The organism is Paraburkholderia silvatlantica (assembly GCF_003096715.1).
Classification (GTDB): Bacteria; Pseudomonadota; Gammaproteobacteria; order Burkholderiales; family Burkholderiaceae; genus Paraburkholderia; species Paraburkholderia silvatlantica.
The window spans coordinates 107,395-122,520 of the sequence record NZ_QEOL01000010.1; the positions used below are offsets into that span (position 1 = coordinate 107,395).

12 protein-coding genes are annotated in these 15,126 nt (G+C 62.8%); 4 read left to right on the forward strand and 8 right to left on the reverse strand.

Features of this window, described 5'->3' with window-relative positions; translation table 11 throughout:
• Window positions 1-74: 74 nt before the first annotated feature.
• The gene (locus C7411_RS15465) at window positions 75-1,502 is read right to left on the reverse strand and encodes an aldehyde dehydrogenase family protein (RefSeq protein WP_110385144.1); all 1,428 of its coding nucleotides are present in this window, start codon (window positions 1,500-1,502) and stop codon (window positions 75-77) included.
• A 190-nt stretch (window positions 1,503-1,692) separates the two neighbouring features.
• Window positions 1,693-2,856 (reverse strand): helix-turn-helix transcriptional regulator, encoded by a 1,164-nt coding sequence (locus tag C7411_RS15470; protein ID WP_110385145.1) that lies wholly within the window; start codon window positions 2,854-2,856, stop codon window positions 1,693-1,695.
• A 322-nt stretch (window positions 2,857-3,178) separates the two neighbouring features.
• Here C7411_RS15470 and C7411_RS15475 point away from each other — a divergent pair, with 322 nt between their 5' ends.
• On the forward strand, window positions 3,179-4,519 hold the full coding sequence (locus C7411_RS15475; RefSeq protein WP_110385146.1) for a UbiD family decarboxylase: 1,341 nt from the start codon (window positions 3,179-3,181) through the stop codon (window positions 4,517-4,519).
• Window positions 4,516-5,145: a UbiX family flavin prenyltransferase gene (locus C7411_RS15480; RefSeq protein ID WP_110385147.1), complete on the forward strand. Its 630-nt coding sequence runs from the start codon at window positions 4,516-4,518 to the stop codon at window positions 5,143-5,145. The genes C7411_RS15475 and C7411_RS15480 overlap by 4 nt, the downstream gene beginning before the upstream one ends.
• A 138-nt stretch (window positions 5,146-5,283) precedes the next feature.
• On the opposite strand, the gene C7411_RS15485 is transcribed toward C7411_RS15480, so the two are convergent.
• The 6 genes from C7411_RS15485 to C7411_RS15510 all read right to left on the reverse strand — a co-directional run bounded on the left by C7411_RS15485 (window position 5,284) and on the right by C7411_RS15510 (window position 12,807).
• Complete coding sequence (locus tag C7411_RS15485) at window positions 5,284-6,201, reverse strand: ABC transporter permease (protein ID WP_110385148.1); 918 nt, start codon at window positions 6,199-6,201, stop codon at window positions 5,284-5,286.
• A complete protein-coding gene (locus C7411_RS15490; RefSeq protein ID WP_110385245.1) occupies window positions 6,198-6,980 on the reverse strand; it encodes an ABC transporter ATP-binding protein in 783 nt (260 codons plus the stop codon). Before C7411_RS15490 ends, C7411_RS15485 begins: the two co-directional genes overlap by 4 nt.
• A gap of 50 nt (window positions 6,981-7,030) precedes the next feature.
• A complete protein-coding gene (locus C7411_RS15495; protein ID WP_110385149.1) occupies window positions 7,031-8,062 on the reverse strand; it encodes an ABC transporter substrate-binding protein in 1,032 nt (343 codons plus the stop codon).
• 110 nt (window positions 8,063-8,172) lie between these two features.
• A complete protein-coding gene (locus C7411_RS15500; protein WP_110385150.1) occupies window positions 8,173-9,669 on the reverse strand; it encodes a protoporphyrinogen/coproporphyrinogen oxidase in 1,497 nt (498 codons plus the stop codon).
• Between the two features lie 72 nt (window positions 9,670-9,741).
• Window positions 9,742-11,418 (reverse strand): thiamine pyrophosphate-dependent enzyme, encoded by a 1,677-nt coding sequence (locus tag C7411_RS15505; protein WP_243413176.1) that lies wholly within the window; start codon window positions 11,416-11,418, stop codon window positions 9,742-9,744.
• Window positions 11,419-11,655: 237 nt separating this feature from the next.
• The gene (locus C7411_RS15510; RefSeq protein ID WP_110385152.1) at window positions 11,656-12,807 is read right to left on the reverse strand and encodes a porin; all 1,152 of its coding nucleotides are present in this window, start codon (window positions 12,805-12,807) and stop codon (window positions 11,656-11,658) included.
• A 453-nt stretch (window positions 12,808-13,260) separates the two neighbouring features.
• Between C7411_RS15510 and C7411_RS15515 the strand changes: the two genes are divergently transcribed.
• Complete coding sequence (locus C7411_RS15515; RefSeq protein ID WP_110385153.1) at window positions 13,261-14,295, forward strand: ABC transporter substrate-binding protein; 1,035 nt, start codon at window positions 13,261-13,263, stop codon at window positions 14,293-14,295.
• Between the two features lie 3 nt (window positions 14,296-14,298).
• Entirely contained in the window at window positions 14,299-15,099 is an 801-nt protein-coding gene (locus tag C7411_RS15520; RefSeq protein WP_110385154.1) for an aspartate/glutamate racemase family protein, read from the forward strand.
• Window positions 15,100-15,126: the final 27 nt, after the last annotated feature.

Sequence of the window (15,126 nt, forward strand, 5' to 3'; positions counted from 1 at the left end):
ATCAAAGAAGCGGCGCTAAAACTTCCGCTGACGTACGACGGCCGAGCCGCAACTCGGCCGCCCCTGGTTGACCTTCAGGCTTCGCTTTCAGCGAGCTTGTCCAACGAAGCGATCGCGCCTTCATTTGCCAGCAGCGCGCGCTTGCGGACATAGCGCATGATGCTGGTCGCGCCGTAACGGGACCCGCCCATGCCCGACTTCTTGAACGCGGTTTTCTCGCCGTCGAACATCATCACGCGCGGCAGTTCCGTGTCGTTGATGCTGACGCCACCCGCCTCCATCTTCGTCGCGAAGTCACCCGCAGTGTGCGTGTCCGGACCGAACACTGCGCCGCTCAGACCAAACATCGAGTCGTTCATCAAACGCTCGGCTTCGGCGTCGTCGTGAAAACGCATGACGGGCACGACCGGGCCGAACGTCTCTTCGGTCATCAGGGTCATCGTGTGGTCGACGTTCGTCACGATGGTCGGGTCGAGCCACACGGCGCCATTGCTCAGCTCGCTCTTGCCGCCGAGCACGATCGAAGCGCCCTTGCTCACGGCATCGTCAAGTTGGGCATCGATTGTCGCCGCCTGCTTTTCGAAGATCATCGGGCCGTAGTGACCGCCATCGCCGGCCGCGACGCTGCGCTTCAACGCAGCGGCCTGCCGGCTCAGCTCCGCGACCAGCGCGTCGTATAGCGAGTCATGCGCATACACCCGTTCGATCGCGTAGCATACCTGCCCTGAGTTATACAGTGCGCTGCGCAGAATGCAGGTCGCCGCGCGCTCGACATCGGAGCCTGCGAGCACAACTGCCGCGTCCTTGCCGCCCAGTTCGAGGAACGCCGGAATAAACGCTTGCGCCGCAGCCGCCGCGATCTTCTGGCCTGTCGGCACGCTGCCCGTGAACACCACGGCATCCGATTGCGTGACGATTGCCGCGCCCGTTTGCGCGCCGCCTGTCACGAGCGTGATGATATTCGCGAGTTCTGGCACCGCCGCGATAGTCCGGCGCAGCGGCTCAATGAAGCGCGGCGTCACTTCGCTCGGCTTGATGACGACAGCGGCGCCCGCGACCAGCGCGGGAATCGCATCGATGAACGATAAGACGAGCGGGAAATTCCACGGACTGATGACGCCGACCACCGGATAGGCTGCATACGTGACCTTGAACACGATGTCCGGATGCGCGTCAAGCTTGCGGAACGGCGTAGCGAGCACGTTCGGCGCGTGCTCGCAGAAACCGTGAATGAAGTGGATCACCGCCCCCAGTTCTTCCGCTGAAATACGGTGGCGCGCCGTATCGACGGAAAGCGCTGCGACTACGTCGGCACCATTCTTTTCAAGTTCGTCGGCCCAGGCGAGCAAGGCCTTCGTGCGATACGCGAGGCCGCCCTGCGCCCATGCGTGTTGTGCTTCGCGAGCAGCGGATACAGCGGCGCCGATGCGCGCTGCGTCCATGTCGTCGATCTGATAGTCGAGCTCGCCGGTGCGAGGGTTGCGAACTGCGATAGACGTCATCGTGTTTCCTTTCGTTGCGTGGTGTTGCCCGCGGAGGCGGGACATTCGGGCATCGCAGGTCATGTGACGAACACACGACCTGTTTGACGATGACCGATGCTAGCAACGCAAAAGAAACGCGAACATCATGCGCCGGGCGATCCTGCCGAATTCCTACATCAAAATGCGTCGCGCAAATCCAGGCTGCGCATCAGCGTTGTTCGGGCGGCGTCTTGTCCGCGATGTCACTGACGGCTTGTCGCGCGATTTCGCGCACGCGGTCTTTGCCGTTCTGCTCATCGGCGTCGCTCAAAGTTGCCGGCCTGCGGTCGATCGGACTGGCGAGACGACGCGCGTCTTTCGGCGCAAAACCGAAGTAGTCGCGAAATGCCGCGGTAAAACTGGTCTGGTGCTGATACCCCACCGCGAGCGCCACCTGACCCACCGGCTGACGTTCGTCCACCAGTAGATGCAGCGCATGGTTCATGCGACAACGATGCCCGTAGTCGAAGATCGTCATGCCGTAGAGAAACTTGAACCCGCGTTTCAGCTTGGATGCGTTGGTGCCTACCACGCGCGCCAATTCGGGAATGGTAGGCGCGCGCCGCAAATCTTCCACGATCAATTCGCGCGCCTTCTCGATTAGACGCAGATCACGCGCCGAAAGCGTTTCGCCCGGTTTGTCGGCATTCAGATGCGCGAGCCACATCTCGATGCACGCACACAGAATCTCCGTGCACTTGCCTTCGAGATACAGCATCTGCCGCGCGCCACGGTACGGCGATGCAAGCAGCTGTTCAGCAATATGCAGCGCTTCGACGCTGAACGGCATCTGGCGGTTATAGATCTGGTCGAAGCCAACTGTGGCCAGTTCCGCGCGGATGCGATCCGCTTCGCCGCCGAGCGACCGCAGGAGCCGGTCGAAGTACCGCTGCGTGACATAGAGGCCGACTGACTGCCAAGGCCCTGGCCCACACGTGACCTGGTAGCGCACGTCCGCGCCTTGCCGGCATACCAGCAGATTGGGCGCGTTCACCTGCAGATTGCCGGTGTCGGAAAAGTCCACGCTCGCAGGGCCTGACAACGAGAAGTGAAATTCGACGAAGGACTCGGGCAGCACGCTTTCCGAGCGGCTATGCGCGTAATTACAGTCCGACACGACAATGAAGATTTCGTCGCGAATGCTCGCCATGCGCCACGCACCCTCTTGCGCATCGCCCGGTACCGGCACGATAGCGCCGTAGAGCCCGAATTCGGACACGCTGATGCAGTCCGGCCGGGTGCGCAGCGCGTCGAACGCTTCAGTGAGTCGCGATTGCGGCCCAGCAAGCGACGTGCGAAAAAGACCCAAGGGCGTTGCGGAAATCGTCGGCATATCGGGCTCCAAAGTCAGATAAGCAGGTGAGCTGACCCCGCGATTCAGCGAACAATCCAGGGAACGAGCCGACGAATCGCAGACCCCATCATTATTGACCCGCCAAAATAAGTCTGCCCTTAGTGACTCTCCCTAGCCGACAGCGCAAAGCGCCGACGCTGAAAATAAAAAACCGCTTTGCCTAGATCGACGCCCCGATAGCTCACGTGCCCTCGAATTGGCACAGGTATAAGTAGCCGATGCTGGCAACCCGCATGCGGCATCGGCCGCGACGAGCGATTACCCACGATTACCCAAGACTACCGACGAGATTTACCCCACGATGAGACATTACCTCTCCCGACTGCGGGCACGCGACGAACTCCTGACCGTGACGCGCGAAGTCGATCCGCGCTACGAAGTGGCCGCTGTCGCGCGCCGCCTGCAGCAGGAAACCACGCGGCCCGTGCTGTTCGAGAACGTGCGCGGCAGCCGTCTGCCCGTCCTGCTGAACCTCTATACCGATCACGACCGGCTGCGCGAGATCATTCGCTGCGAAGAGGAAGAGACATTCTGCGCGCGCCTCACGCGCGCGATTACACTCGCGGCGGAACTCGACACGCCATTTGAACGCGTCGCGCCGCCCGCGGACTGGATAACCGGCAAGCTCTCTGACCTGCCGATTCTCACACATCACGAGCGCGATGGTGCACCGTACATCACAGCAGGCGTGTTCCTCGCGAAAGACCCGGACAGCGGCCGCAGCAACCTGTCGTTCCATCGCTCAATGGTGGTGTCGGACGACGAACTGCGCATCCGACTCGGCAGCAGCCATGATCTCGCACAGTTCCAGTTGCGCGCGGAAGCGCGCGGCGAAGCCCTGGAAGCCGTGATCCTGCTCGGCGCCGATCCCGAAATTTTCATGAGCGCGTGTGTGTCGTTGCCGCCGGACGCCGACGAACTGAGGCTCGCCGCCACGATGCGCGGCGGCCCCATCGCCGTGCGCCCCGCTTTCACAGTCGGTCTCGACGTGCCGGCTTCGGCGGAGATCGTCATCGAAGGGCGCATTCTGCCGAACGTGAAACGACCGGAAGGCCCGTTCGGCGAGTTCATGGGTTACTACGTCGAGGTGGGCGACAACCACGTGTTCGAAGTCACGCACGTCGGCTGGCGTGAAGGCGCGGTCTACCAAGGGCTCATCTGTGGGTCCGACGAGGACCTGCGTCCGCTCGAAGCTGCCACCGCCGCGCGCATCTACAAGGCGATCACCGGCCAGGTGCGCGGCGTGCTCGACGTGAGTTGCCGACCTACGGTGATGAACACCATCATTAAGCTCGACAAGCAATACGAAGGGCACGCGCAGCATGCTCTGCTGGCCGCACTCGGCTCGCACCTCGACTACAACAAGCTCGTGGTCGTGGTCGACAAAGACGTCGATATCTACAACATGGACGAGGTGATGTGGGCGTTCCTCACACGTGGCCGCGCCGACACGCGCACGATGGTGGTTCACGACGTGCCGGGCTTCTATCGCGACCCGCATAAGGACCATTGGGGCCGCCTCGCGCTCGACGCAACGAAGCCGTGGGGACGCGAAGCCGAGTTCGAGCGCAAGTCGATTCCAGGCGTGCAGCAAATCGTACTCGACGACTATCTGCCGCATTTTTCGCGTTCAATGTCATGAGCACCGGCACTTCCGCTCTCCATGAAGAAGTGCGTGCGCAGGAAAAGCGCGTCGTCGTCGCGATCACCGGGGCGACCGGCGCGGTCTACGGCGTGCGGCTACTCGAAGCGCTGCGCGCATCGGGTGTCGTCACCCACCTGGTCGTCTCGCGCGCGGGCTGGATGACCCTCGCCGATGAAACCGGATTGGATCGCGCCGCGCTGCGCGACGCGGCAGACGTCTGTCACGATCAGAACGAAGTCGGCGCAAGCATCGCCAGCGGGTCGTTCCAGCACGACGGCATGGTGGTCGCGCCATGTTCCATGAAAACGCTGGCCGCGGTCGCGTATGGATTCGACGACAATCTCGTCGCACGCGCAGCGAGCGTCACGCTGAAAGAGCGGCGCAAGCTCGTGCTGCTGGCGCGCGAGACGCCTCTGACGCTCGCGCATCTGCGCAACATGACGCTCGTCACCGAGATGGGCGCCGTCGTCATGCCGCCGATGCCCGCGTTCTATGCGAAGCCGGACGGCATCGACGCGATGATCGATTACACGGTGATGCGGGTGCTCGACCAGTTGGGCATCGCGTCGGACAAACCGTACGCGCGCTGGCAGGGACTCGCGGCGTCGCTCGCGGCACGCTGATCACATGCACAACGGGCTCGCAAGCGGGTGCCACAAATAAAAAGGCCCAGACATAGCGTTCTGGGCCTTCTGCTTTATTGCCGGTAATCTCCGCGTTCCACCGTTCCGGTGCGGCGAACATGTCGCGCCGGAATGAGGTTAGGCGCTTGCAGCCACCGCCTTCGACTTCCTGCTGTTGCTACCGCGCTTCTTGCGCGCCGCCATCGAAAGTAGCGTGACCAGTACAAAGAGCGCCGTGACGAGCTTGAGATCGGAGGGCTGGAAGCCAATTGCGAGCACAACCGAGATCAACTGGAAGTAGATAATCGAACCGAGGATCGGCGCGAGCACCTGGCGCAGCATCGAACGGTTGCCCACCACCGCTTCACCGAGCAGCAGCGCGGCCAGGCCGTTCACGAGCACGCCAAAGCCCATGTTGACGTCGGCGAAACCCTGGTTCTGCGCGAGCATCGCACCACCGAGCGCAGCGAACAGATTCGCGAGACCTAGGCCCACCAGCGTATAGACTTTCACGTTGATGCCCTGTGCTTTGGCCATCGAAGGGCTGGAGCCGATGGCACGCATTGCGAGCCCGTGCTGCGTGCCGAGGAACCACAGCACGCCCACGCCAACCACCGTGTCGATCACGACCAGCATGACAATGCGCGGCAAGTAACCGCCGCCTGCATCGGGCAGCCACGAGAAAACGCTGGAGTACGCGAACAGCGCCGAATTCGGCTGACCCATCACGCGAATATTCACTGAATACAGCATCGACAACACCAGAATGCCGCACAGCAGTGTGTTGATCTTCGCCTTTTCGTGAATATAGCCCGTAAGCACCCCCGCGACGAAACCGGCGAGCGCACCGCCAAGCAGCGCCATGACCGGATCGAAGCCGATCATCAGCAGCTTCGCGCACACACATGCGCCGAACGGAAATGCGCCTTCGCCCGTCATGTCCGAGAAGTTCAGAATGCGGAACGGTATCATGATGGCCACGGCAATCAACGCATACGTCAACCCCTGCATCATGCCGACCGGCACCAGACCGATAAAACCACTGATCAGATTCATGCGTTCACCGTGTGTGCCATTGCTGGCTCTTCATTGAAGGTTGCCATGAGCTTTTCCATCGTCATGGCGCGCTTCGCGTCGCCCGTCAAATCGCCGACGATACGCCCGTCGCGCATCATCACGAGGCGGTTGCCATAGTCCAGCGCGTGCTGCATATTGTGCGTGACCATCAGCGTGGTGAGGCCAGCTTCGCGCACCACCTGTTCAGTGACGCGCATCACGATCGCGGCAGTGCGCGGATCGAGCGCCGCGGTGTGCTCGTCTAGCAGCAACAGTTGTGGACGCTGCAGCACCGCCATCAGCAACGAAAGCGCCTGACGCTGTCCGCCCGAGAGCAGCGAGGCCTTGGCCTTCATGCGTTTTTCCAGGCCCAGATCGAACGAGGCCATCCGCTCGCGGAACGCCTCCGATTGCACCCGCGTCAGACCTCGTCCAAATCCACGCTTGAGGCCACGCAGATTCGCGACCGCCAGATTTTCCTCGAGGCTAAGCGCCGTGGCCGTGCCAATCGACGGATCCTGGAACACGCGCGAGATGTACTTCGCGCGCTCATGTGTAGGCAGCGACGTGATCGCGGTGCCGTCGATGGTGATGACGCCCGAGTCGGGCATCACTTCGCCAGCCAGCATGTTCAGAAATGTGGATTTGCCGGCGCCGTTGCCGCCCACCACGACGGCGAAGTCACCCGCCTGTAACTTGAGCGACACGTCGGTCAGCGCGATCCGCTCGTCGACGGTGCCGGGATGGAAGGTCTTGCTTATCTGCTCCACCGACAGCATCGGTATGTGTTTCTCGCGCATGGTCATCACTTTGGCTGACGGATGGTCTTTCAGTCGATGAAGCATTTGCAGTCCTTGAACGACGCGGGCACGGTCAGGCCGATCTTCGTAAACTGGTTGCGGCTGATCTGGGTAACGTAATCCGCTTTGGCGGGGAGCATGACGGGCATCGCGCTGGTCTTGTCGCCCTTTAGTACGCGTACGGCCACGCGAGCCGCGTTCGCGCCGACCGACTGCAACGAGACGGCGTAGGAAGCCGTCGCCATGCCTTTCTTGATCGCCTCAGTTTCGGAACTGATCACGGGCACCTTCATGCGCTGCATGCTCGCCGCCACGGCGGGTATCGCTGATTGCACAAGATTCGAACCGGTGATGTACACGAAGCCGACGCCGTTGAGCATCTGTGCGCGCTGCGTGATGTCGTTCACGCTATCCACGCTGACCGGCTTGAATTCAAGGCCAGCGCGTTTCGCGGCGGCTTCGAGCGCGTGCGTCGTGACCACGTCGTTTGCTTCACCGGGGTTGTACAGCGTGCCGAACGACTTGACGCCCGGCAGCAGTTTCTTCGCGAAGGCCAGCACGGCGTCGAAGTCCTGCAGGTCGGACGAGCCGTTGAAGCGGTCGCTGCCGTGCTGCCAGTTCGGCGTGAGGCCGGCGGCGACCGGATCGGTCACTTCGGTGAAGACGAGCGGAATTGCCGGGTTGGCCACCGCCGAGCGTGCCACCTGCGAAACAGAGGTCGTGACGGTCAGGATCAGCGCCGGGTTCTTCGCGAGAATCTGCGAAAACATTTGCGGCATCAGCGCCTGCGTGAAGTTCGCGTCGCTGTACACATAATTGACGTTCTTGCCCTCTACGTAGCCCTCGTGCGCCATCTCGTCCTTGAAGCCCTGAATCGTCATGGCCAGCGAAGGGTGTGGCCCGAGATTGGCAATGCCGATCGTGGCGGGCGTGCCCGGCTGCGCGAGTGTCGAGCCCGGCGCGGCAAGCAGGCCGGACAGTGCTGCGATGCCCGCGATCGCAGCAAGGATGGCGCGCCGGGCAGCCGGCTGGCGACGGGCGGTGCTGATTGAACCCTTCATTGCAGATTTCCGTAGCTTAAGTGGGGTAGCGAATTTGTAGCATTGAAGCCGCGAGCGAATTTATTCCGGCTCTGGCTTATGCCGTTTCGCTAAAAGTTGGTCCGCTTTGCCTAGTTTTGCGCGCGCGTCAGCACAATCTGCGCGGCACGTTCGCCGCTCGCACAGGCGCCCGTCAACAGCGCCTGAGAGGTCCAGTCGCCGCAGTACACCACCGGCCGCGCTACGTTGCGCGCGGGGTCCTCCTGCCAGCGCCAGAACGCCTGCAGACGCGCGCCGTAGCCCGGCGCGAACACCGGCAGCTTGCGCGGTATCCACTGTGTCACAACCGCGCTCACATGGCGGTCGAAATCCGGAATGCGCGCGCGCAGTTCGTCGCGCAGCAGTACGTCGAGGTTGCCCGTCAAGCCGCGGCGCTCGGCTTCGTAGGCAGCTTCCGGCGTCAGTTGGCAATAAATTTGCGTGAGCGGGCGACCGCCCGCGGGCGACGCCGGCAACTGCTGGAACGTCGAAATGCGGCTGGGCGATCCCCGCGGCGCGAACTGCATCAGCGGCGCAAGCGGCTTCGAAAAGCCGTAATGGACGACGCCGAGCGTGTTGTACCGCACCGCCTCGAGCATCTCGCGCTCTTCGCGCTGCGGGTTGCAGATCAGCGCGCCCGCAAGCGAGCCCTCGGTTGCGCACACCACGTGGTCGGCGCTCAGCACCGTCCCGTCACGCAGCGTCACGGCGAACCGCTGTCCCCGTGCGCTCGCTCCCCCGGAAGCGGCCGTTGCGTCACCGCGGCCTGGCGCGCTGAGATCCTGCACTGCCTCGATCGAGATGACGGCCGCGTTCGTCCGCACATCCAGCTGCGCCGCGAGTGCCTGGCATACGCCGCCCATGCCGCCTCTGAGTGTGTAGACCGTGTCTTCGCCGATCAGATGCGGCACGGTACTCCGATAGAACAGCGCGGACAGCGTTTCCGGGTTGAAGCTGCGGGTGGAGCGAAACACCGGCTCGACCATGTTGGAAAGCGCCTGCGGTCCGATTGCGTCGCGCACGTATTGCGCAAGCGTCTGTAGATCGGCGGCCGGGTCAACGGCCATGGCGCTCATCGCCCAGTCCGGGTCGACGCGGCTGCGCTGCGCGCGCATCCTGAGCGCGTGCCCGACAAGCGCGACGCGCTCCAGCAAAGGTAGACCGGGCGTACCCAGCGAACGCACCGAAGGCATTAGCTCAATCGTATGGCTGCCGCCAGCCGAGACGCATTGCGCCGTCAGGTGGCGCAGCGGAATCAGCATGTCCTGAAGCGCCAGATCCGCGATCAACCGGTTGAATGCGCGTCCGAACGGATACACAAGACGCGCGCCGCTATTGAACGCAATATCGCCGACACGCCGGTCGCCCATGCGTCCGCCGACTACCTCGTTCGCCTCCAGCACGGTTACGCGCAGACCCGCGCGATCCAGGCGGTAAGCCGCAGTCAAGCCGGTGATGCCCGCACCAACGACGATCGCGCTGCCCCGCGCGCCGCGCGGCACGGTCCCGGCGCGCGACGCATGCTGATGCGCCGGCGCGGACGGGCGTGTCGCACTCGGGTCCGACCCAAGTGTTTGAATTGCTTTCATGAGCCTAAAAAAAGTATGGGGGTTTACACAATCCGTTTGAAGGGCATCGGCCGACTCACGCACCGCAACACCTCACGCGAGCGGCTTGCCGACCGAACGCGGCACGCGCAATTCGATCAGCCTGACGCCCGGCGCGGCCAGTGCGGCGTCGAGCGCGGGCGCGAACGCGGCCGTCTCGTCGACCGCCCAGCTCTTCACGCCGAATGCGCCCGCGAACGCGGCGAAATCGATGTTGCCGAGTTCGGTGCCCGCCGTGCGCCCGAAAAGCCGCCGCTGCGCGGCGTCGATGGCCCCGTACGCGCGGTTGTTCACGACCAGCACGAGCAGCGAGACGCCGAGCCGCACAGCCGTTTCCAGCTCTTCCGCGTGCATCATCAGGCAGCCGTCGCCGGCTATCGCGACAATCTGACGTCCGGGCTCCAGCACCAGCGCCGCGCCGATCGCGGCAGCAAGCCCGTAGCCCATCGCACCACTTTTCGGACCCAACTGGGTTCCCGGACGGTGGTGCGTTAGATAGCGTTGCGGCCAGATCGCATATGAGCCCGCGCCCGAAGTCACGATAGCGTTGTCAGCAAGCGCGGCGTCGAGCGTTGCATACACGGCGCGCAGATCGAGCGGGCCTTCGCAGTATCCGCTCGCGATATGCGCAAGCCGCTCTGCGCGCAACGTGCGCATCCACTCGTGACGGGCGTCGAACGCGTGCGAGTCGCACCACGGGACCACGTCCTCGCTCGCTTCCCGCCAGGAGTCGACTGCCGCGTTGCATTCCGCCAGCATCGCGATATCTGCCTGATAGACGGCGTTCAACTCACCCGCGTCGGCGTGTATATGGACGAGGCGCTGGGCGTGACCGCGCTGCTGAGCATCGGGTGCGATCAGCGCATAACCCTTGAAACCCTCGCCCAGTGTGTTCAGTTCACCGAGACGACCGTTCAGCACAATCAGCAGATCGGCTTCGCTCACGCGTTGCGCGAGCTGCGGGTCGATTCCGATGCCGATCTCGCCGACAAACACGGCGTCGTCATGATCCAGCAGATCCCGGCGCCGGTACGTTGTCGCGACCGGCACGAGATGCTGGCAGGCGAGTCTCGCGAGCGTTTTCAGCGATTCGGGCTGCCAGCCCGTTCCGCCCGCGATCATCAACGGACGCTGCGCCGTTTGCAGCATGGCGCGCAAACGCTCCATGTCGCCGCGCGCAATTGACGGCGCGAGCAATTGCGGCCTTGGCGGAATGACGGGCTTCGCGTGAGCGTGTGCCACGTCCTCCGGCAAAACCAGCACCACGGGTCCGCGCCGCCCGCTCATCGCCACATGCCACGCACGGGCGAACATCTCGCCGATGCGCTCGGGTGCGTCGATCAGACCCACCCATTTGGCAAGCGGACCGAACACGCGCTGGAAGTCGTCCGGATTGAGCATCGCCTCACGGCCGGAGATTGCCTGGCTCCCCTGCCCGACGATCAGGATCATCGGCGCACTATCCGTGTACGCCGTATGGACGGCCAGCGTGGTGTTCAACGCGCCGGGCGCGCGAGCGGCAAGACAGATGCCAGGCTGGTCGCGCAGTTGCCCGATCGCCTGGGCAGCGTAGGCCATGCCGGCCTCGTGGCGGAAACTCGCCAGCGCGATATGCGGCATGTGGAGGGCGAGTGCATCGACGATTTCGAGAATGCCTTCCCCGGGAATGAAGGTGACGGCGGGCACGCCGTAGGCGCCGAGCACTTCGGCGACGATCCGGGCACCGCTCACCCGGTCGGCATGACCGCCGGCTACGTGTCCTGACTGGCACGTGTCTGGGGGCTGCGATGAAGGCTGCACTGAACCTGTTGCCTGTTCACGACTCATGTGAATTGCGACTCCTCTGGCGGGACACGGTTCGCCGCGTCCTTGAACGCGACGAGCGCGGGGCCTCGTTTCATGTCTACTTCATTCGCGTCTGCTTCGGCGCAAGCCCGGCGCGACCGGGCCGCCCACGCTTCATCACCATTAGAACCGGTGAAAAATGCCCGCAGTAATTGCCACCTGCCGTTTGGTCGACGACGCACCGCCCGAACCGCTGGCATATTCGATATTAGCGTGCTGTGCATCGCCGGCTGCCAGCTGGAATATGCCGTCCAGGTAGAGCGCCGTGCGCTTGGACAGGAAGTAGTTGTTGATGAGCGAAAACTGGTGGTATTGCGGTTTGAAGTTGGTCGGTTGGATCGTGCCGGTGGTGTACACGTAGTCGAACGCGGCCTGATAGTCGGGCGCGAAGAAGTGACTCACATTGGCCTCGATGTTGGTGTAGCTCGCGCGGCCATGCGTGAGACCCAGTTGCGCGACGCCAAGATCATCATAACGGCTATGCGTGACGACAAGGCTCGCAAACGTCGTCTTCGTGAACGCATACTGGCCGCCCGCCCCGTAGATTTCCATACTGGACGGCGAGATCGCATACGAAAACGTCGGCGATTTGGCCGAAATCGACGCGAACAACGAGGTGTTCCACAGGCCTTCGCTCGAGGCCGATGCGGGGTGATTCATCCGCATGTAGGCCGCGGAGAGCTTCACAGGGCCTTGCGCGTAATTCACGCCTGCGCCGATCGCGCTCTGATTGCCGAAGCTCCCGGCCACGCCGCCGAAGCTGTACATCAAGCCCGCCTGCAAGCCCCGATACGACGGCGACACATACTTCACCGCGTTATTGGTGCGGAACTGGTAGTTGAAGTTGTTGTTATCGCCGATAGTCGCCGTGTAGCCGTTCCACATCAGCGGCGACGAATACTGCGCGAGCCAGTCCTGCGTCAGATCGTACTGGCGGCCGAAGGTCAAGGAGCCAAAGCGATCGTCGGTCAAACCTACGTATGCCTGACGGCCAAATTCGCGGCCCCCTTGCGCCGCCGAGCCGGTGTTCGGGTTGAAACCGCCTTCGAGCACGAAGATCGTCTTCGTGCCGCCACCGAGGTCCTCGACGCCCCGGACGCCCCAACGGCTCGGACCGTTCGCCGTGCCGATCGATGCGCCCTTCAGCGAGTTGTTGGAGTAGATCAGACCCGACATCACCACGCCATACAGCGTGACGCTGGAACTCGGCGCGCTCTGCGCGTGGGCGGCAGCCGCAAGGGAGAGGAGCAGCGCCGTAGTACAGATACGTTTCATCTCGAAGGTCCGTGGAGGGATCGATGGTTTGTGGGAAGTTCTGCTTCGTAGGATGTTGGGCACGTCCGTAACGCAACGCGCTTGCCACAGCGAAGACTAGAAAGGGCACAAACCAGTGACAACGCCCTCAAAATAGTTAGACCCGTTTTCCTTCAATTCTGAATCGCTTCACTAGAGCGCGACGCCTTACTCTGTTGTTCGCGCGCGCCGTGGCGAGCCGTTGCGATTCTTTGCAGGCCGGCATTCCGGCGGCCTGGCTCATTCAATAACATGGACTCCCCTGCAAAGGGACTTCGCCAGCGGCTTCAATTATTAGGCATTCGGAACTGTTTATTTTGACGCCGTGGGCCGAACGGAACGGCTCGATCAGAATGAGTTCGTTTCGACGGTGCGAAGACATCGCCGGTTGTCCCTCCCCACTCTCACATTGTCTTTCTATCAAGCAAATACGTTATGAAACTGCTCAGCGAGTGTGTTCAACGGTTCGGCAAACGCCGTGGCATGGCAACCGCGTTGTTGTCGATGGCACTCGGCCTTGGCACCATCCTGCCCACCGCCACACATGCACAAACCGTCTCCCCCGCACCCATTGTTGTGGGTATCGCCAACTTCGGCCCGCACCCGGCGCTGTCGCGCACCATTCAGGGCTTCAAGGACGAAATGCAAGCTCATGGCTACGTGGAAAATAAAACTGTGCGCTACGTTTACAGCGACGCGAACTTCACGCCGAGCCTGATTCCTCAGACCCTCGCGCAGATCGTCGCGCAGCACCCTTCCGTGATCCTGACCATCACGACGCCGGTTGCGCAGGCCGCCGTGCGCAACGTTAGCGACACGGGTACGCCGCTGGTGTTCTCGCAGGTGACGGACCCGGTGAAGGCAGGCATCGTGCCCGACTGGCAGCACGGCAGCGCCCGCATCAACGGCACCTCGAGCGTCACCGACTACAATGCCGTGCTCGATTTCGCGAAAAAGGTCTTTCCTATGGCGAAGAAATTTGGCGTGCTGTACAACTCCGGCGAAGTCAACGATGTCGCCGCCATTGCGAGTCTGAAGGAGGCTGCGGCAAAGGCAGGCCTCGATATGGTCGCGACCTCGGCGGATTCCTCCGTCGACGTGCCGCAACGCGCCGGCACGCTGCAAGGCATCGACTTCTTCTATGCGATCGGCTCCAGCCTGGTCCAGTCTTCGTTGCCAGCGGTCGCCTCGGTCACCGACCATATGCATGTGCCGATTCTCAGCGCCGAGCATGAACTGATCCGCAAGGGCGACATTATTGCCGTCGCCTATGCGCCGTCCTATGAATCGCAAGGGGCACACGCCGCGGATATGGCGCTGCAAATGATCAAGGGCGTCAAGCCGTCGGCGATGCCCGTATATCGCGCTGTGCCCGCCGACTACAAGGCTTTGATCAACCGCCGAAAGATGGCCGCGCTCAACCTGCCGATTCCCGCCGCGCTCGACGCGTGCAACTGCTTCGTCAACTGATTCATGACACTCCACTCGCTTCCCGACAACCAGGCCGCGAGCGACGCGCGCGAGCTCCGCCCGCGTCGTCGCACGATTCACGGCGTAAGCATCGGCATCCTGATGCTCGACACCGGCTTTCAGCGCTTGCCCGGCGACATCGGCCACGGCGCGACTTGGTCCTTTCCCGTTCAATACGGCCTCGTAACGGGGGTCACTGGCCCGCAGGTCATGGCGGCCACAAGCGGCGAAGAGAAGGCGGCTGTGCCTCTCATCGAACGCTTCGTCGAAGCTGCGCTGCAGCTCGTCGATCTCGGCGTGGACGGCATCACGACGAGTTGCGGCTTTCTCGTGGCCTTCCAGCAGGCGTTGACTGAACGCTGCGCCGTGCCAGTCGCTACCTCCGCGCTGCTGCAGATTCCGTCGGTCGCCATGCTGTTGCCGAAGCGGCAGCGCGTGGGCGTCCTCACCGCGCGCGCCGCTTCGCTGACGCCTCGACATCTGCTTGCCGCGAACGCGCCGACCGATCTGCCGGTGGCTGGTTTGCGCGAAGACAGCCAGTTCTTTCGCAACAATCTGGAGAATGCGCCGACGGTGAACTTCGACGAACAGGCCGCCGATCTGCTCGAATGCGCTGAGCGTTTGTTGTCCGCGCATCCGGAAACCGGCGCGATCATCAGCGAATGCAGCAACTTCGCGCCTTACTCTGCGTTGATCAGCGAACGGTTCGGCGTGCCGGTGTTCGATATCGTGACGATGGTCGAATGGTTTCAGGCGGGGTTGCGGCCCAAGCGCTTTCAGGCCTCGTTTCAGGCAGCCTTGTAGGCAACGAACTTCGAAAAGAAGTCAGCC